This is a genomic window from Pseudomonas sp. NPDC089569 (assembly GCF_050280625.1).
Taxonomy (GTDB): domain Bacteria; phylum Pseudomonadota; class Gammaproteobacteria; order Pseudomonadales; family Pseudomonadaceae; genus Aquipseudomonas.
On the sequence record NZ_JBNNVQ010000006.1, the window covers coordinates 92,818 to 112,489 of the forward strand.

Sequence of the window (19,672 nt, forward strand, 5' to 3'; positions counted from 1 at the left end):
TTCGCGGGCAAGCCTCGCTCCTACGGGTTAAGCGTACCTCCGCAAAATCCTGTACCTGCCACATTAGCGGTGCAGCGATCTGACCTGCCGCCTTCGCGGGCAAGTCGGATCGCCGCACCGCTCGCTCCTACAAGCAGCTTCGTGCAGGCAAAAAAAAGCTGCCCAGGAGGGCAGCAGGAAAAGCACGCGATGTATGGCGCCAGTATTGCTGCACCGAGGTTACAGAATAATGACGAACGGATTGGCGCCACGCGCTCGGGCGCGCAATCCGACCGATGGTTTCAATAAACCTGCGGCACGATGATTTCCGGTGGTGTCGGGCTGCGCGTGTAGTCTTCCTGGCGCACTCGCTCCGGCAATTCGATCATCGGCAGTTCCACTTCCTCGTAGGGCATTTGCCCCAGCAGGTGATGGATGCAATTGAGCCGGGCCTTTTTCTTGTCGTCGGCCTGCACCACCCACCAGGGCGCTTCCTTGATGTGGGTGCGTTCGAGCATGATTTCCTTGGCCTTGGTGTAGGCCTCCCAGCGACGGCGGGACTCCAGGTCCATGGGGCTGAGCTTCCACTGCTTGAGCGGATCATGGATGCGGCTGAGAAAGCGCAGGTGCTGTTCCTGGTCGGAGATCGAGAACCAGTACTTGATCAACTGGATACCCGAGCGCACCAGCATCCGTTCGAACTCCGGCACGGTGCGAAAGAACTCTTCGTATTGGTCCGCGTTGCAAAAGCCCATGACCTGCTCGACACCGGCGCGGTTGTACCAGCTGCGGTCGAACAGGACGATTTCACCCGCCGCCGGCAAGTGCGAGACGTAACGCTGGAAATACCACTGGGTGCGCTCGCGGTCATTGGGCGCGGGCAGAGCGGCGACCCGGCAGACCCGGGGGTTGAGCCTCTGGGTGATGCGCTTGATCACGCCACCTTTGCCCGCTGCATCGCGGCCTTCGAACAGAATCACCACTTTGTGTCCGGTTTTCACCACCCAGCTCTGCAACTTCACCAATTCGCCCTGCAGGCGGAACAGCTCGCTGAAATAGCGGCGCCGTGCCTGCTTCTCGGGGCTGTCATCGGGGTGGTCATCGAACAACGCCTCGAGGTCGTGATCGTCTTCCATCAATTCCAGTTCCAGCTCTTCGTCACTGTGATCCAGCAACTCGCGGTGGATGCGCTGCATCAGGGTGTCATTGGTCAACAGCATGGTCGGAACTCCGGACGAAGTTGGAAGTGTCCATGCTAGGCCTGCGCTTGTGACGGCGTCGTGACGGACAGGTGTTATCGAAATTCACTGGGCTGTCATCGTGATGTCACGCAGCTCAGGCAGGATCGTCGCAAACCGCCCTGAGCGGACGGCTTGATGCGGTCCGCGACCTGATGAAACCGCCAGGAATTCTTGCCATGAAAGCAGACGCTTCGCTATTTGCAGCCATCGATCTGGGCTCCAATGCGTTTCGCATGATGATTGGCCAACCGGTGAAGCGAAACCGGCAGTTCACGATTCAGGAAGTCAAGACCCTGCGCGAGCCAGTACGCCTGGCGGAAGGGTTTCAAGGCGGGGCGCTGGACGAACTGGCGCTCGATCGGGGCTGGCAGGCACTGGCGCGATTCGGCAAGAAACTGCGTGGCTTCGAGCCAGGCAGAGTACGGGCGGTGGCCACCAGCGCGGTGCGTGAAGCCGACAATGCCCAACTGTTCCTGGCCAGCGCAGAACGCCACCTGGGGTTTCGAATCGACGTCATCTCCGGTCAGGAAGAGGCCCATCTGGTCTACGCCGGTGTGGCCCACACGGTACCGGGTTCGCAAAGCATGCGCCTGGTGGTGGACATCGGCGGCGGTTCCACCGAGCTGATTCTGGGGCAAGGTACCCAGCCACTGGTGACCGAGAGCATCGCCATCGGCAGCGGCACCTTTGGTGCACGCTATTTTGCCGGCGGCCGTATCACCGCCAAGGCTTTGCTTGAGGCGGAGCTTGTCGCCACGCTGGAGTTCGACAAGGTGGCCCGCCGTTATCGCGCCCAGGGTTGGCAACAGACCATCGGCTCATCGGGCACCGCCCGCATGCTGGCCCGGATACTCAACGCCAACGGGCTCAACGATCCGGGCCAGAGCGGCATCACCTACAGCGGCCTGCTGCGCCTGTCGCTGTGCCTGCTGGATGTCGGGCATGTGAAAAAGCTTCGCCTGGCCGGCCTGCAGGCCCATCGCCTGAGCATTTTGCCGGGTGGCCTGGTGCTTATGCTGGCAGCGTTCAAGGTCTTCGGCATTTCCCACATGACACCTTCGGAACCCGGTTTGCGCTTCGGCGTGCTGCATGGCCTGATGTCCCGTCACTGAGGTGACGTGACGTGACATGACGGGCCTGGGACCTGCGTGAATTCACACCGTTTGCCTTGCAACCCGGTGCACCCAGTCCGCCTCGTTTTTCAATTCCAGAACCTGCCAATGCAAGTGTTCCAATGATGCATTGTGGCCGACGCTGATCAGTATCGCGTCCGGCAGCGCCTGTTTGAGCAACTGATAGCAGCGCGCTTCATTCGCCGCGTCCAGGGCCGAACTGCTCTCATCCAGAAACAGGATGGCGGGGCGAGCCAGCAGGGCCCGCACGAAGGCACAGCGTTGCTGTTCACCCACGCTCAGGGTCTGGGACCAGTCGAGTTCCTCATCCAGTTGTTCAGCCAGGTGCTCAAGGCCGACCTGCGCCATGGCCAGGCGTACGGCGGCGTCTGCATCACGATCCGGCGGGTTGGGATACCACAGCGACTCGCGCAGGCTGCCCAGCGGCAGGTACGGCTTTTGCGAGAGTGTCAGCGCACCACTGCGGTCGTAGTTGGCCGAACCGCTGGCATGGGGCCAAAGCCCGGTGATCGTGCGGATGAACGTCGATTTGCCGTAACCGGACGGGGCGCTGATCAGCAGGCTGTCACCGGGTTGCAGTGAAAGGTTGAAGTCGCTGAACAAACGCCGGCCGTCCGGCAGCCAGATGTCCAGATTCTTGATGTGAAGGCCATTGGACGTTTGCCCGACGATGACATTCGACTGGATGTCGACGTTATCCAGGCGCTCCTGGAAGCCAATCAACCGGTCGATCACCGACTTCCACGCCGACAGCTCCGGGAACACCTCCACAAGGTAGGCGATGGCCGAGTGCACTTCGCCGAAGGCGGCGCTGATCTGGGTCAGGCGACCCAGGGTAAAGGCCCCGGCGAAGAACTGCGGCGCCATGATGAACATCGGGATCACCGTGGCACTGCGCAGGTAGAAGGTTGAGTAACCCATGATCAGCTTCTGCTTCTTCACCAGTGCCCAGAAGTTCTCCAGCGCGGCCTCCAGGCGTTGGTTGAAACGGACGTTTTCCACGGCCTCACCGCGGTATTGGGCCACCGAGTCTGCGTTTTCTCGCAAACGCATCAACGCAAAACGAAAATCGGCTTCGCGTCGTTGTTGCATGAAATTGAGCCGTGGCAAGGCGCGTCCCAGCCAGAACGCAAGGCCGGTGCCCAGCAGCGCATAGAGGATGGCGATCCACACCAGCAACCCCGGAATGATCAGGGACTGTCCGGCGAAGGGTACGCTGACCAGGCTGGAGGCTTGCCAGAGAATATGCAGGAAGGAAAACAGCGACACCACTGACGTCAGCAACCCAAGGCTCAGCTTGAGGGATTTGATGATGAACAGGTCGATGTCCTCGGCAATCCGCTGATCCGGGTTGTCGACGTCGGTCTCGGTCAGTTTCAGCTTCTGGTAGCGCTGGTGGCCCAGCCATTGTTCGAGCAGGTTGCAGGTCGCCCAACGGCGCCAGCGCAACGTCAGTTTTTGCTGGAAGTGAAACGCGGCGACGGTAAACGTGGTCGTTGCAACCTGCAGCAGGATGAATTGCAAGCCGCCCAGCAGAAATCCCGCATAGTCTTTGTCCTGCAGGGCGTTGTAAAAGTGCAGGTTCCAGAAGTTGGTAAGGATATTGACGCCCACCAGGCACAGGGTCATCAGTACGGTTGCCACGAGCAGGAGCAAGGCCGGGTACTTCTGTTCGGATGACCAGAAAGGCCCTGCGAGACGCCAGAAATTGCGAAGTGTTTGCATGTGGTCTGAATGAGCCCGGTCGCTTGCGACGTTGAGTTTGCGGAAGAGGGAGGATAGGATTTGCCAATGCTAATCGTTTGCATTCTTTAGGGAAAGTCACGGGAGACGGGTTATCGAATTTCCAGAATGGCTCAGCCAGGGCTGGCCGCCCATTGCGCAGGTCATCCGGCATGAAACCGGCGACCAACCCTCCATCGCGCTGAACCGGCTCGCCGATCCCGTCCTGTTGCAGCCTTTGCTGGACCGCTTCGCCCTGCTTTATCCAGGGGTGAACCGCGCGGCCGTGGTTTCGCAGTGGTCAATGAACTATATGGTCATCATTCTGCCGGCTGCCCTGGCCTGTGTGCTTACGCGCCAATGCGCGATCGATTTCCGGGGAGAGGGGGTCGTGCTGTTGCACGATAACGGTCAACCCCTGGCGCTGGGTCTGGATGCGCAATTGCCTGCCCTGGCTGCGCAAGACCGTGCGGCCTACTGGTCGCGATTGATTCATGAACACCTAGCACCGCTGTTCGCTACCCTGGCCGCCTTCGGAGGCCTGGCCACGAAAATACTGTGGGGCAACCTGGTCGCGATCTGGGACGGTATTTTCGCGAGGATGGACGCCGATCTGTCCAGGGATGGCTTCGCCGAGGCGCACCGGTGGCTGGAGCAGGCCATGGTCAATGATGGCCGCCTGAAATTGCGCGGACTGCAACGCATGGTCAAATCCCCTGTACCGCAGATTTCCCCGCAACTGCCATTGCGCCGGCATTGCTGCCTGCATTACCAGTTGCACGAGCCGGTCGAAGGCGAGCCGCCGGTGCTTTGCGAGTCCTGTCCGAAGCTGCATCGCTTGCCGGTGGCAGAGCAGATAAGTTACCTGCTCGCCATCTATCAGGACCATTGAGCGGCGACAGCGGATACCAATCTCATGGCCCTGATCCCCGCGAGTGCCAGTCGCGGGGATTACAGCTCATCAGGCATAGGCCGCGTGGGCCTCGACCTGGGTGATTCGGCCATTTTCGACTTTCAGCACCCGATCGGCCTGCTGGAAGTAAGCGTCGTCGTGGGTGATCACGATCACCGTTTTGCCCCTGGCCTTTAACTCCGGCAACAGCTCCATGTAGAACACGCGCTTGAAGGTCGGGTCCTGGTCGGCGGCCCATTCATCGAACAGATAGAACGGCTTGTCGTCCAGATAGGCCGATACCAGCGCCAGTCGTTTGCGCTGGCCGGTGGACAGCTCCACGGTGGAGAAACGGTCGTCGACGATGCTGACCTTGTGCCCCAACCCCAGGGCTTTGACGTAGCGGGTCGCTTCGGCGGTGCGGTGTGCGGCGTCCGGCCCTTCGTCGCCCAGCAAATGTTCGAACAGGTGGAAATCGGCAAATACGGCGGCAAAGTGCTGACGGTATTGCTCGCGATTGTCGTCGTCGACTTCCACGCCGTTGAGCACCACGCAGCCACTTTCCGGGGCGTAGAGCCCGAGCAGCAGCATCGACAGCGTGGTCTTGCCACTGCCGTTGCCGCCCACCACGAACACCAGTTCGCCCTGTTCCAGGGTCAGGTCCACCGGGCCGAGCATGAACGGGTGATCCTCATGTTCGCCCGGATAACGATGGCAAACGCCGTTGAGCAGCAGGCGCATCGGGCCTTCGCTGGCAAACGCGTTGCCCGTCGCAGCCGGGGCCTGATCCTGGCCACTCAGTTCGGCATCCAGTTGACGAATGCGGTTCAGGGCAATGCTGGCCTGACGCAACGAGGGCAGGGCGATCATCAGGTCGGAAATCGGCCGCACCAGATAAAGCAGGGTCACGGTGAAGCTGGTCAGCACGGTGATCGATTGCGGCAACCAGAACGGCACGACAAACAGCAATACGCCGAGGTTGAGGTAGAACAGCAGCGTGCCGAGGTTGGCCACCACCGAGTACCCGGCCATACCGCGCAGGAAACGCGTGCGAAACTCGTCGGCACCCGGACGGATGACCCGCTCGACGAACGCCTCGCCACGGGCATTGTTCAGTTGCAGTTCCTTGCTGCCCTCGATCAGGCTGCGAAAGTGCTGGTAGAGCACATCCTTTTGCTGGCGCACCCGTTCCAGATGGCTCAATGGCCCGCGCTCGGCCAGGTGAAACGCCACCAGGCCGACCAGCAGGAACACCGCCAGGATGGCCAGCAACGACCACGAAAGCCACGCCAGATAGGCGAAGCACGCCAGCGTCACCACGGCGTTGACGAACAGCAGCGGCACCCATTCGAACGCGGCGGTAAAGGTGTGCACGTCTTCGGTGAGAATCACCAGCAAACGGTGTTTACCCATGCCCTGCAAGCGCTTGAGCGGCGTCGCCAGCAACTTGCGCGACAGATCGATGCGCATCTGGAAAATCGCGCTCTGGGTCAGGTGCAGCAGCGAAATTTCCGAGCACAGCTTGCTCAGCAGCATGCCGGCGCACAGGCCGAAAAAGGCCAGGGCCAGTTCCGGCAGCTGCTGCGGGTCGGCCAGCCCGCGGTTGATCAGAATCACCAGCCCCGCACTGGCCAGCCCACCCAGTGCGCCGGTGATGGATGCCAATGCCAGCAGGCGGGCCGATTGGCGGTAGAGATAAAGAATCAGGTTCATGCGACGGTTTCCGTCGAGGCCGTGGCCAGCGATTTGTTCAGTTGTTCATGGAAGGCAGGTTGCCCAAGGATCGTCTCGTGATCGGCGGCAACCCGATGATGACAGGTCTGCCGGCTGATCGCGTCCCACTGTGCGGGCAGGTCGGGGCGCTCGGCGAGGGTCTGTTCGGCCCACCACAGATGCAGGGTCGCCGCCACGGCGGGCACTGAATAGCCGTTGACCCAACGGCGGGCGTCGGCCATGACGTTGAGCGTCTGCTCGACGTAGGCCTGGGGTGCCTGAAGGTCCAGGCCGTTGGCGCCTGCCCATTGCAGCAGGGCGAAACGCAACTGCTCTACACGGCCCAGTTCATCCGTGGCCTGGCGCAATTCACTCAGGCACTGCGGGGACAGCGTGGCGAGTCGTTGACGACCATCGCTGCTCAGTTCCTGCTGCACGAGGCTGTACAGCGCCTCCCATTGCAGCGGCTCATCGCCGGCATGGAAGGTGCTGTCGAACAAGCCCAGCCACTCCACCGATTGCCCTTGCGCCTCCAGTTGCCGGGTCAGTTCCAGCGCCAGCAGGCCACCCATGGACCAGCCGCATAGACGATAAGGTCCCTGCTGCTGAATCTGGCGGATCTGTGGCAAGTAGTGGCTGGCCAGGGCGACGAGGTCTTGATCACGCAGTGACTCCGGCAGGGCTATGCCATGAACCGGCATGTGCTCCGGCAACCCGGCGACCATTTGCACATAGTGATGAACGGCGCCCGAAGGCTGGTGCAGGCAGAACAAGGGCGCCTGTCCCGCGCTGCCGGCTTGCAGCGTGATAAGCGTCCCGGTGTGTTCCGCCCGGGTGATCTGTTCGGCCAGGCGCGCCAGCGTCGGGTACTGGAATATCACGTTGACCGGCACTTCGATGCCCAGGACGGTGCGTAACCTCGCGGTCATGCGCACCACCAGCAGGGAGTGACCGCCGAGGGCGAAGAAGTCGTCATGGCGACCGATCACCTCGATCTCCAGCAACTCTTGCCATATCGCCGCGAGCACCTGCTCCACATGGCCTTCGGGGGCTGCGTAGGTCGCCAGGCTGCGATTCGGCACACGGGCCAGCAGCGCACGGTTGTCGACCTTGCCGTTGGCGGTGCGCGGCAACTGATCCAGCCACTGAATGTCGGCGGGAATCATGTGGGCCGGCAGCAGGGCGGCCAGGGCGTCGCGCACGCTGTCGGTCGACAGCGCGGCAGTCGATTCGACGAAGGCGCGCAAGGCCGGTTCTGCCTGCGTGGAGTCGAGCAACACCGTCGCCAGCCGGGCGCCGCTGATGCGGCACAACGCGGTCTCGATTTCACCCAATTCAATGCGGTAGCCGCGCAGCTTGACCTGCGAGTCGCTACGGCCCAGGAAGCGCAGTTGCCCGTCCAGATCCTGCCAGGCGAAATCGCCGGTGCGGTACAGGCGCTGACCGTCCAGGGCGGGATGCGCGGCGTGCAGGAATTTTTCCGCGGTCATCTGCGGCAAGCCCAGATAGCCGGCGGACAGCCCGGGACCCGCGATGTGAATCTCGCCCTTGAGACCCCGCGATACGGGCGCACCGTCGCTGTCGAGCAGGTACACACGGGTGTGGGCGATGGCGCGACCGATGGGCACGCTGCCGGCGGCCTGATCCGGCCGGCAGAGGGCGACGGTGCTCCACACCGAAGCCTCTGTCGGGCCGTACTCGTTGTACAGCTGCGCGCCGGGCTGCTGGCGATAATGCTGGGCGACCAGTGCCGGCGGGCAGCTTTCGCCCGCGACGATGGCGGTGTTCAGCGGGCTCGGGGTGTCACCCAGTTCATCCAGCAACAGGGCATACAGCGAAGGCAACGCCAGCAGGTGCGTGACCTGGTTGTCACGGATCAGTCGAGCCAGTTGCAACGGATCCTTTTGCTCGGCTTCGCTGGCCAGGTGCAGGCAGCCGCCCTGCGCCAGGCTCCAGAAGAGCCCGGCAATGGAGCTGTCGAAAGCGAACGACGACAGCAGCAGGAAGCGTTCCACCGGGCGCGGATACCCCGCCAGCCGCGCCGCCAGCGAATGCAGGGCGTTGGCATGGCTGATCACCACGCCCTTGGGCTGGCCGGTGCTGCCGGAGGTGTAAATCAGGTAGGCCGGTTGATCCCGCGCGGTCTCGGGCGCATCGCGCTGCGGCACTGTCGGCAAGTCCTGATCGATGGCCAGCGCGCAAGGCTGCCAGTCCGCCGGCAGGTCTTGCACGCGGGCGCTGTGGGTCAGCACCAAGCGAGCCTGGCTGTCACGCAGAATGTGTTCGATGCGTTCGGCAGGGTAGGCAGGATCGACCGGGACGTAACAGGCGCCTGCACGCAGAATGGCCACCAGGGCCACCACGGCATCGATGTCACGCGGCAGGAAATGGGCGATCCGCGCACCGGGTTCCAGGTCATGGGCGAGCAGTTGCCGGGTGAGGGCCGTGACACGCCGGTCCAGTTCGGCATGGCTCAAGGTACCGCTCGGCCCGGTCACTGCCGGGCGCTCTGCATCGGCGCCCGAGCCCATGGCGAAACACGCCGCCAGGTGGGGCAGGGCGAACGTCGTGGCGTACAGCTGCTCCTGCGCCGGGGTCAGGGCCGGCGATGCGGCCAGCTCGCCGGTCACCCGTCGTTGCTCGGCGGCGTTGCAGGTCGCCAACGAGCCGAGCGAGGCCTGCGGCGCCTGCAAGCCTTGTTCGATCACGCTCAGCAGTTGGCCGGCGAGGATCTCCACCTGCGCCGGGGTGTAACGCGTGGCATCAAAATGAATCGACAAGGCGTGGCTGGCATGCGGCTGGTATTGCAACAGCAACGCACAGGCGGTGCCGACGCTGTCGGCGACGTCGATTTGCCAGCCGGCATCGTTCAAGGCGCTGCCGGGTGTGTCGGTGAGTTGGCGAAAGCCCACGCCTGCCAGCACCGGCACGTTGCTCAAATGACTGGGGTAACTGTCCCGGGCATCGTTGAGCAGGCCTGCACGTTCGTTCAGTTGCCGACACAGCGCGGCAAAGGATAGCTGCGGCGCCGTGTCCAGGGTCAGCGGCAAGGGTTCGCAAAACAGACCCAGGGCATCGCCCAGTACATCGGGACGCGTCTGGTTTTCGTAAGCGAGGGTCAGCTGTTCAGCTTCGCTGTAGCGTTGCCACAGTGCCACCCAGGCCGCGAGTACCAGTGTGCCGCCACTGATACCGAGACTGGCGGCCTGTGCGTCGAGGCGCTGCAAGGTCACGCCATCGAGCGGCAATGGCAGCCGACCCGGTTCGAGCAATGCACCCGATGCAGCCTGCTGCTGCCAGGGCAATGGCACATCGGCGACCAGATTGGCGAATTGCTCGGTCCAGAACTGGCGGCCCTGTTCGTCATCCACCGACTCATGGCGCCACGCCGCATAGTCGGCGTATTGCAGCGGCGGGTCCTGTGGCGCCGCTTGCAGATAACTCGCAGCCCATTCTTCGGCCAGGCAGCCCAGGCTGGTGCTGTCCATATGCAATGCCGGCAACTGAAGCGTCAGCGAATGGCCGTCGGAGGCCAGTTGCAGCTCGATGGCGGGGTCTTGCCAATCGTCGATCACTTGCATCGGCAACGACAGGCCTGGCAGTTGCTGGTAGCGGGTACGCAGGATTTCGTGGCGCTGCACCAGTGCGTGAAAACTGCTGTGCAAACGTGCGCTGTCCAGCACCTGTTCGCTGCGGATACGCAACGTGGCCCGCTGTGCGGTCGGGGCCAGGTGCGATTGTTGAAGACGCCACAGCCGAGCCTGTTGCGGCGACAGTTCGAAGCCTTCGAATGGCGTCTGTTCGTGAGTCTGAGTCATGCTGAAACCTGTACGAAAAAGGGGGACATGGGCGCGAGGTTCACGGCAATGAGGAGGGTCATTGTTCGGCATCCTTCACGACGCTGCGGCGGCGGGCCTGGCCCAGGGTGCTCTGACGGGCGTTGCCGGCTTCGCGCAATGCGGCCTGGGCCTGATCGCGGCGGGCCTGTTGCAGCTGGTTGAGGGGCGCCAGCAGCTGCTCGACACTGGCATCGGCATTGCGCAGCAACTGTTCGAGCAGGCAGGTGAACAGGCTGTCCAGCAGTTCGATACCGGCACGGGCGTAGCGACGGGTGTCGTAGTCGTACACCACCAGCAACCCTTCGCCGTCATCCACCACGTTGATCAGCAGGTCGACATCCGCGGCCTGCGGTTGCAGTTCCCGCTCGCTGATCACCAGGCCCGGCAACCGGAGGTCTTGCTGACGGGTGTTTTGCACCACCAGTTTGACCTGGAAGAACGGCGTATACCGCGCATCGCGCTGCGGCAGCAGATCGGCCACCAAGGCATCGAACGGCAGGTCCTGATGGGCAAAGGCATCCAGCGCCACCCGCCGCGATTCGTCGAGCAGTTGCGCGAAGGTCTGTTGCGACGTGACACGGCAACGCAGCACCAACTGGTTGACGAAGAAGCCGACCATGTCTTCGGTCTGTTGCAGGTGACGGTTGGCGATGTCGGTACCGACCAGCAAGTCCTCGCGTCCGGTCTGCTGATACAGCAACACATTCAACGCACTGTGCAGCACCATGAACGGCGATGCCTCGCGAGCCGTGGCCAACTCGCCGATGGCCCTGGCCAGCGCTGTCGGCAGGCGGCTGCGATGACGCCCGCAACCCTCATGGCCCTGGCTTTGCTGGTCGCTGCGGGCACCTGGCAGCAACAGCGGCGCAGGGGTGTCCTGCAACTGTCGGCGCCAGTAAGCCAGCTGGGTTTGCCAGACCGGGCCTGGCAGGTGCGTGCGTTGCCATACGGCGAAGTCGGCGTATTGCAGGGCCGGCGCTTCAGTGGCGGCCGCTGCGCCGCCAGAACCTGTGTAGTCGCTGGCCAGTTGCTCCACCAGTTGCGCGATGGACCAGGCGTCCACGGCAATGTGGTGCAGGGCGATGGCCAGTACATGGGTTTGTCCATCGAGCTGCAACAGGCGCGCGCGGATCAGGGGCGACTGCGTCAGGTCGAAGGGTTGGTCGAAGACCTCGGCCAATTGCGCCTCGATGGCTGGCTCCTGAAGCGTGACCGGTTGCAGATCGGTGACGGGCAGGGCGAACGCCTGCGCCGCCTCGATGCGTTGCCAGGGCTGGCCATGGTCGCTGTGTACCGTGCTGCGCAGTACTTCATGGCGGGCCACCAGCCGTTCGAAGGCCAGGCGCAGGGCCTCGACGTTCAGTGCGCCGGTCAGGGTCAGGGCGAACGGGATGTTGAAGCCGCTGGAGCCCGGATTCAGCTGTTCCAGGAACCACAGGCGTTGCTGGGCGAACGACAGTGGCAGCGGCTGCGTACGATCGGCAGGGGTGATCGCGGGCAGGCTCGCCGGGGCCGCCTGCAAGCGTGCCTGGTCGATGGCGCGGGCAAGGTTCTCCAGCACCGGATGATCGAACACCGCACGTAGCGGCAATTCCACCGCGAGCTGGCTGCGGATGCGCGAGACCACCAGCGTTGCCAGCAGCGAATGTCCGCCGAGGGCAAAGAAGTTATCGTCGGCACCGATGGATGCCACGTTCAGAATCTGTGTCCAGATCGCCGCCAGTTGCTGCTCGGTGGCGCTGGCGAGTGGCCGTTGCTCGGTCAAGCCGTGGTTGTCCAGCGCACGGGCGCTCAGCTGTTTGCGGTCGACCTTGCCGTTGGCGTTCTGTGGCAGCGCCTCCAGTCGTTGCCAGTGGGCCGGCACCATGTACGACGGCAGGCGTTGGCCCAGCCATTCACGCAGCACGGCCAGCGGTGTGTCATCACCCACCCAGTAAGCGACCAGTTGCAGGTCGCCACGCTGGTCGGCGTTGACGATCACCGCCACCGCTTGCACCGCCGGATGACGACCGAGATGATCCTCGATTTCCCCCAGTTCGATGCGGTGACCACGGATTTTCACCTGCTGGTCGCGACGACCGAGGAACTCGATCACCCCGTCCGCGCGCCAGCGCCCCAGGTCGCCGGTGCGGTAAAAACGGGCGCCGGGCTCGAAGGGATGGTCGACAAACGCGGCGCGGGTTTTATCCGGGTCGTTGAGGTAGCCACGACCGACGCCGACACCGCCGACGCAGATTTCACCCGGTACACCCACTGGCACCGGGCGCAGGGCCGCATCCACCAGGTACAGGCGATTGTTGGCAGTCGGTCGGCCAATCGGCATGGCGTTGCCGGTTTCACCCTGCACCCGGGTCAACGGGTGGAAGGCCACGTCGTCGGAACACTCGGCCGGGCCGTAGGCGTTCATCAGCGGCACATGGGCGAAGCGATCCAGCCAGGCCTGGGCCAGGGCCGGCGGCAGGGCTTCGCCGGTGGGCAGCAACCAGCGCAGGGCCGACAGCTGCGTATCGGCCCCGGCCAGGTCGAGCAGGGCGCGGATCATGGTCGGCACGGCCTCGAGCACCGACAGCTGTTGCTCCTCCAACGCGTGCAGCAGGCGCTCGGGATCATGGGCGACTGCGTCCGGCAGAATGTGCACGGTAGCGCCGAGGATCGGGGCGGCGAGGAACTGCCACACCGAAATGTCGAACGCCGGGGAAGCGGTCTGGGCGATCCGGTCGTCGTTGGACAGGCCCAGGGTCGGGACCTTGCCGAAAATGTTGTTGAGCATGCCCCGTTGCTCGACCATCGCGCCTTTGGGCGTGCCGGTGGAGCCGGAGGTGAAGATCACATAGGCCAGATCGTCCGGGCAGCCGCTGACCGCCAACGGCAGGGCGTCGCCGCTCAGCCACAGCGATTCGGTGCGCAGGCGTCGCGGTGTGGCCGTGCTGTTGGCCAGTGCCGGGTCGATGACGGCATCGGCGCTGGCGCTGGTCAGCAGAATCGCTGCCCCCGACAGTTCGAGGATTTCCGCCAGGCGTTGTGGCGGATGCTTGATGTCCAGCGGCAGGTAGGCGGCTCCGGCCTTGAGCACGGCGATCATCATGCACAGCAACGGCAGGCCGCGTTCGCCGGCCAGGGCCACCAGCGTGTCGCGCCCGGCGCCGGTTTCCTGCAGCGCACGGGCCAGGCGAGTGGAGCGCTGATCCAGCTCGGCGTAGCTCAGGCGCTCGGTACCGCAGACGGCGGCAATACGCTGTGGATTCGCTGCCACCTGGCGGGCAAACAGTTGCGCGTAGGTTTGATCCAGCGGGAATTCCACTTCGCTGCGGTTCCAGTCCACCAACACGGTCTGGTGTTCCTCCCCGGTCAACAGCGACAGCGACGCCAGCGGTGCATTGGGTTGCTCGACCATTTGCGTGAGCAACTGGCGCAAGTGCCCGAGCATGCGCTGCACGGTGTCGGTGTCGAAGCGCGCGGCATCGTAGGTCAGGCGAATCCCCAGGCGATCGCCGGGGTACAGCACCACGGTCATCGGGTAGTTGGTGTGCACGCGGTCTTCATAGATGTCGACGTTGAAGTCCACCTGACGGTCGGACAGGCCGGCGTCGAACGGTGCGTTTTCAAACACCACCAGGCTGTCGAACAGCGACCGGCCATGCTCGACCTCACTCCAGCGCTGGATGTCCACCAGCGGTGCATGTTCGTAGGCACGCAATTCGAAGTTGTGCGCGAACAGTGCTTGCAGCCATGGCAGCACCGCTTGCGAGTCGTCGACCTTGACCCGCAGCGGCAGGCTGTTGATGAACAGCCCGACGATGTCTTCGACACCGGGCAACCCGGTCGGACGGCCCGACACCGTGACCCCGAACAGCACGTCATCGCTGCCGCTGTAGCGCGCCAGCAACAAGGCCCAGGCCCCCTGAATCCAGGTGTTGGGCGTGAGCGAGTGCTGTTGGCACAGCGCCGTCAGGGCACGGGTCTGGGCAATCGACAGGGTGACATCGAGGTTGGCCACCGTTTCGACCGCTTGCTCGGACACGGCCGGGCGATCGACCACCAGTGGCGTCGGCGCACTGAAACCGGCCAGTTCACGGGTCCAGAACTGCTCGGTAACGCGGTTGTCCTGGCACTGCAACCAGTGGATGTAGTTGCTGAACGATGGCAGCAACGGGCGCGCGGCGGGTTGACCCAGCACGCGGGCCTGGTAGTGGGCGAACAGGTCGGCCATCAACAGGCCGAAGCACCAGGCGTCGGTGAGGATGTGGTGGAAGCTGCGCACGATCAGGAACTCCTGGTCGGCGACCTGGAACACCCGCAGGAACGTCAGCGGCGGGCGACGCATGTCGAAACCCTGCCGGCATTCGGCATCCAGCACGGCGTCCAGTTGGCGTTGGCGACTGGCTTCATCCAGGCCGCGCCAGTCGTACCAGGCAAAGGCCGGGTCGGTGTCGCGGTAGACGCATTGCAGCGCCGCCTTGCCGTCCTGCCACCAGAAACCGGTACGCAACATCGGGTGGCGGGCCAATTGTTGCGCCCAGGCATATTCGATGGCACTGCGATCCAGCTCGCCGTCCCAGCGGTAACGTTGCTGCATCAGGTAGATGCCGCTGTTGGGACGCAGCAGGGTGTGCAGCAGCATGCCTTCCTGCATCGGCGACAGGGGCAGCAGGTCGTCGATCCCGGCCCAGTCGAAGTTCGCCCCCAGGGCGTCGAGGTCATGTCCTGCAGCGCGGCATAACGGGAACGCATGGGCACCAGGCACAGCGTGTTCGGCGTCCGCGGCCAGCAACGTCAGGCGCTGTTCCAGGGCCCGCGCCCACTGTTCGGCGTCGACCCCGCGGCATTCGATGTGCAACTGATCCTGTCGCAGGCTGACATGAAGGGTCAGCCCGTCGGCCTCGACGGGGGCGCTGGCGGCGATCACATCACCCAGCGGTCCTTCATGGGCTTGCCATTGGCCAGCCATGGCGATGTGCACCGTCGGCTGCGGCAGGCTCAACAGCGGCTCGCGCAGGTAGTCGTTGTCGGCCAGGTAGCGCAGCACACCGTAGTCGTCACCGGCATGCGGTGCGGCGGCCAGTTGTGCGTCGACCTGGGCAAGCATCTGCGCGGCACTGGCCGACGGAGTCACGCTCAGGCGCAGTGGCACGCCGTGGCTCAAGGCGCCAATGACCGTGGCCGGATCGAAATCGGTACGGCTCAAGGCGCTGTCGAGCGACAGGCGTGCACGCTCGCAACGACCGCGATCCAGGCTCAGCCAGACGTCCGGCGTAGAGGATTGTTGCGCCAGTTCGGCGGCGACGGCAGTGGCCACCAGCGACGCCCACGGTGCATGGCTGCGGCGTTGCAGCAGGTTCAGGCGGGCATTGAGAGGTGCATCGATGTGCACGCTGCGCACCGTCGCCGGGCCGTCCGCTTGCGCGGTGGTCGGCAGGGGTTCACCGGCGTGTTGCAACCAGTACTCCCAGGCCGACTCCAGTGCGTCTTCATCCTTGGCGCGGTTGTGCTGATGTTCGGCCCATTCATCGAGATGGCCGCCGTGATGGGGCAACTCGATTGCCCGGTCGTATTGCGCCTGGGCCACGGCCAGCGCCAGGTCGGTCATCAGCAGGGCCCATGAAGCGGCGTCCAGCCGCAGGGCGTGGGTGACCAGCAGCACGGCATCGCCCTGTTGCGAAAGGCAGGCGTGCCAGCCTTCGCCCGCGGCATGATCCAGCGAGGCGTGGATCTGTTCAGCGATCGCTGCCAGGGCATTGGCGTCATCGAGGTTCAACGACTGGACGCTGGCGCCGGCCGGTTTGGGGTTCGCCGGAAGGTTTTGCGACCAGGTACCGTCCGCCTGCTGGAACAGACCCGACTGCAGCGCACGGTGTTGCTGTTGCAGGGCCTGCACGGCGCGGTTCAGCACCTCGACACTGATCGGCGAGTCAAGCGCCACGCAACGCCAGTCCGACACCAGCGGGCCGGCTACGATCCGGGCATGCTGGCCGGCTGTCAGCGGTACTGTGCGTGCAACGCTGGCGGCCTCGCGACTGAAATTCGCCCCTTGGCTGATCACCGCCGAAATGTCGGCGATGGTGCGGTTTTCGAACAATTGCTTGGGCGTCAGCTTCATGCCGCGCTGGTGGGCGCGAGCGATGATCTGCAGGTTGAGAATCGAGTCGCCGCCCAGGGCGAAGAAGTTGTCGTGAATGCCGACGCGCTCCACTTGCAGCACGTCCTGCCAGATCTCGGCAAAGGCGGTTTCCACCGCATCGCGCGGCGCCACGTAGTTGTCCTGGCTGACCGGTGCATCGGGCAGCGGCAGGCGGGCGATGTCCGGTTTGCCGTTGGCATTGAGCGGGATCGCATCGAGGGCGACGAAATCCGCCGGCACCATGTAGTCCGGCACGCGCAGGGCGAGGTCGGAGCGCAGTTTGTCGGTCGACAGGGACGTGCTGGCGACCAGCCAGGCGATCAGGCGCGGTGCTTCGTTGGCCGGCTGGATGACCCGCGCCAGTACCTGCTCGATATTGCTCGACAGGCGTTTGATCTGGGCTTCGACCTCGCCCAGTTCAATGCGGTAGCCACGCAGTTTGACCTGATTGTCGACGCGGCCCAGGAACGCCAGTTCACCCGACTCCAGCCAGCGCACGCGGTCGCCGGTGCGGTAGGCACGCGGCAGGTCGGCGACGGCTGCGAATCGCGCTGCGGTCTGGACCGGATCGCCCAGGTAATCGATGGCCAGACCTTCGCCACCGACCCACAGTTCGCCCGGCATGCCCACCGGCACCGCATGGCCCTGAGCATCGAGTACGCGCAATTGGCGGTTCGGTTGTGGACGGCCCAGCGGTTGGACTCCGTCCAGGGGCTGGTCGATGCGCGACAGGCAGATACCCACGGCGCTTTCGGTCGGGCCATAGTGGTTGTAGACCGCAAGGTCGGGGCACAGGCCGAACACGGTGTCGAGCAAGCTGCCTTGCAACGCTTCGCCGCCGAGCAGCAGGGCGCGGCGCGGCAGCAGGCCGGCGTCGGGGTGTGCGGCGAGCAGGCCCTGCAAGTGGTTGGGCGTGAGCTTGACCAGATCCGGCGGGAAAGCGCCAAAGCACTGCGCCAGGGCGTTCGGGTCGGCACGGGTGTCATCGTCCACCAGCAGCAGGCTGCCGCCGCTGACCAGGGCGCCGAACAGCTGGGTGTAGCCAAGGTCGGCCGCCAGGGTCGACAGCAGGGCATGGCGCCACGGCTGTTCGGCATCGTCGCAACCCAGCTCGGCGAGAATGCCGCTGACATAGGCCACGATGGCGCGGTGGGACAGGCGCACCCCCTTGGGGGTGCCGGTGGAGCCCGAGGTGTAGATCACGTAGGCGCAGGCCTGTGGGTCCACGCTCGGCAGGTCAGTGCCGGTGGCGCGGGCCGCGGCGTCGATCACCTGGGCGGAGGCGGTGTCGAAGGTCGGCGCACCGATGATGAAGTCCACGTCGGCGCTGGCCATCAGCGCACCCAGGCGCGAGGCCGGTTGGCCCAGGTCCAGCGGCAGGAAGCAGCCGCCGGCCTGCATCACCGCCAGCAGCGAGACCACCGCGTCATTGCTGCGTGGCAGGGCCAGGGCCACGCGATCACCCGGTTGCAGGCCGCGCTGGCGCAAGGCGTTGGCCAGCCCGGTCGAGGCTTGCAGCAGTTCGCCATAGTTCAGCGCACCCTGGGCGTCGCGCACGGCTTCGCGTTCCGGATGGCGGCGAGCCTGCTCGGTGATCAGTTCATGCAGCGGGGCATCCGGCAATTGCAACGTTGCCCCGTTGCCCCAGGTGCGGGTCAGGTTCAGCTCCTGCGCCGGGCACAGCGCAACGTCGGCCAGGGGGCGTGCGGCATCGCGGCTCAGTTCTTCGATCAGCGCGACCAGTTGCTGCAACAGGCGTGCGCCGGCGGCGTCGGACAGGCGCTTGCGCTGATGCACCAGGTGCAGATGCAGGCAGTCGCCTTCCATCGAAGCGATCAACGACATCGGGTAGTTGTTGCGCCCGCCGGTGTGGCGAAGGGGGGCGCTGTGTTCCGCATCGGGCAGGCCGAACAGGCCATCGTCGATCTGGTCCAGTTCGCGCGGGAACGGAAAGTTCTCGAACACCATGATCGCTTCGAACAATTCACCGCCGGGCGGCAGCGCGGTCAATGCGCGCAGGCTGGCCAGCGGCGTGTGTTCGTGCTCACGCATCTCGGCGTTCCAGTCCTGGATACCCGCCAGCCATTGGCCCACGGTCGGTGCATCGTCCCAGCGCACGCGCAGCGGCAAGGTATTGATGAACAGGCCGACCATGCGCTCGACGCCGCCCAGGCGCTGTGGACGCCCGGCCACGGTGACGCCGATCAAGGCTTCATCGCTGCCGTTATGACGACCCAGCAAATAGGCGTAGGCCGCTTGCAGCAGGGTGTTGACGGTCAGGTTGTTGTCCCGGGCGAAACCGCTCAGGCGCGCGGTGGTCACGGCATCCAGCACGCTCAGATGCTCGGTGCAGGGCAGGTGCGCCTCGACGGGGTCGGCGAGCAGGCCGCGAGGATCGGACTCGGGAACGCGGGTGGTGTTGGCGAAGTCCGCCAGGCGGGCGCGCCAGAAATCATCGGCGGATGGGCGCTCACTCAGGTAAGCCACGTAGTCCTGGAACGGACGCACGCTGTCCAGCACCGCCTGTTGACCGCGCCGGGCCGCACGGTACAGGTCGCGCCAGTCCGCCAGCAGCGAACCGACACTCCAGCCATCGAGCAACAGGTGATGGTGGGTCCACAGCAGTGACCAGTGCGCCAGGCCGTCGCGGTCGTCCAGACGTGCCAGGGTCAGGCGCATCAGCGGCGCGGCGCCCAGTTCGAACGCCTGGGCATGATCCTCGGCCGCCAGCGCCGCCAGGCCCTGCGGATTGCCGCGCAAATCGACTTCGCGCAGCGGCAGGTCCGCTTCCTTGAGCACGACCTGAAAGGCATCGTCCAGTTCTTCCCACAGGAACGCCGTGCGCAGCACCGCGTGGCGCTGCATCAGGGCGTGCCAGGCCTGGCGAAAGGCGCCCAGGTCGAGTTCACCAGCCAGGGCGATGTTCATCTGCTGGTAGTAAACCCGGGACTCGGGGGCGTAGGCCTCGTGGTACAGCAGGCCTTTTTGCAGCGCAGTCAACGAATAGATGTTTTCGATTTGGTCATGCATGGCAG

The 19,672-nt window shown here is 64.5% G+C and carries 8 protein-coding genes and 2 pseudogenes; 3 read left to right on the top strand and 7 right to left on the bottom strand.

What is annotated here, in order from left to right:
- A partial coding sequence (locus ACQKP2_RS05075) for a hypothetical protein (protein ID WP_427574868.1) occupies nucleotides 1-288 on the top strand: 288 nt, incomplete at its 5' end.
- Here the strand turns inward: ACQKP2_RS05075 and ppk2 are convergent.
- Nucleotides 282-1,199 (bottom strand): polyphosphate kinase 2, encoded by a 918-nt coding sequence (gene ppk2 / locus ACQKP2_RS05080; protein ID WP_427574869.1) that lies wholly within the window; start codon nucleotides 1,197-1,199, stop codon nucleotides 282-284. The two genes, ACQKP2_RS05075 and ppk2, sit on opposite strands and share 7 nt — an antisense overlap.
- 197 nt (nucleotides 1,200-1,396) lie before the next feature.
- Here ppk2 and ACQKP2_RS05085 point away from each other — a divergent pair, with 197 nt between their 5' ends.
- Nucleotides 1,397-2,332 (top strand): Ppx/GppA family phosphatase, encoded by a 936-nt coding sequence (locus ACQKP2_RS05085; RefSeq protein WP_427574870.1) that lies wholly within the window; start codon nucleotides 1,397-1,399, stop codon nucleotides 2,330-2,332.
- A 42-nt stretch (nucleotides 2,333-2,374) separates the two neighbouring features.
- Here the strand turns inward: ACQKP2_RS05085 and ACQKP2_RS05090 are convergent, their stop codons facing one another.
- A complete protein-coding gene (locus tag ACQKP2_RS05090; protein ID WP_427574872.1) occupies nucleotides 2,375-4,078 on the bottom strand; it encodes an ABC transporter ATP-binding protein/permease in 1,704 nt (567 codons plus the stop codon).
- Nucleotides 4,079-4,277: 199 nt separating this feature from the next.
- On the opposite strand from ACQKP2_RS05090, the gene fhuF reads away from it, so the two are divergent.
- Nucleotides 4,278-4,967, top strand: a complete 690-nt coding sequence (gene fhuF / locus ACQKP2_RS05095) for a siderophore-iron reductase FhuF (RefSeq protein WP_427574909.1) — start codon at nucleotides 4,278-4,280, stop codon at nucleotides 4,965-4,967.
- Nucleotides 4,968-5,036: 69 nt separating this feature from the next.
- Here fhuF and ACQKP2_RS05100 read toward each other — a convergent pair whose 3' ends face one another.
- From ACQKP2_RS05100 to ACQKP2_RS05120, 5 genes and pseudogenes are all read right to left on the bottom strand, one after another.
- Nucleotides 5,037-6,680: a cyclic peptide export ABC transporter gene (locus ACQKP2_RS05100; RefSeq protein ID WP_427574873.1), complete on the bottom strand. Its 1,644-nt coding sequence runs from the start codon at nucleotides 6,678-6,680 to the stop codon at nucleotides 5,037-5,039.
- A complete protein-coding gene (locus tag ACQKP2_RS05105) occupies nucleotides 6,677-10,498 on the bottom strand; it encodes a non-ribosomal peptide synthetase (protein WP_427574875.1) in 3,822 nt (1,273 codons plus the stop codon). The genes ACQKP2_RS05100 and ACQKP2_RS05105 overlap by 4 nt, the downstream gene beginning before the upstream one ends.
- 58 nt (nucleotides 10,499-10,556) lie before the next feature.
- Nucleotides 10,557-16,880 carry an amino acid adenylation domain-containing protein gene (locus ACQKP2_RS05110; RefSeq protein WP_427574911.1) on the bottom strand — a complete coding sequence of 2,108 codons (6,324 nt, stop codon included), beginning with the start codon at nucleotides 16,878-16,880 and terminating at the stop codon, nucleotides 10,557-10,559.
- A pseudogene (locus ACQKP2_RS05115) lies at nucleotides 16,866-18,194 on the bottom strand (amino acid adenylation domain-containing protein); the annotation flags it as partial. The gene ACQKP2_RS05110 and the pseudogene ACQKP2_RS05115, both read right to left, overlap by 15 nt.
- A gap of 120 nt (nucleotides 18,195-18,314) precedes the next feature.
- Nucleotides 18,315-19,667: pseudogene (locus ACQKP2_RS05120) on the bottom strand (condensation domain-containing protein); the annotation flags it as partial.
- Nucleotides 19,668-19,672 lie beyond the last annotated feature (5 nt).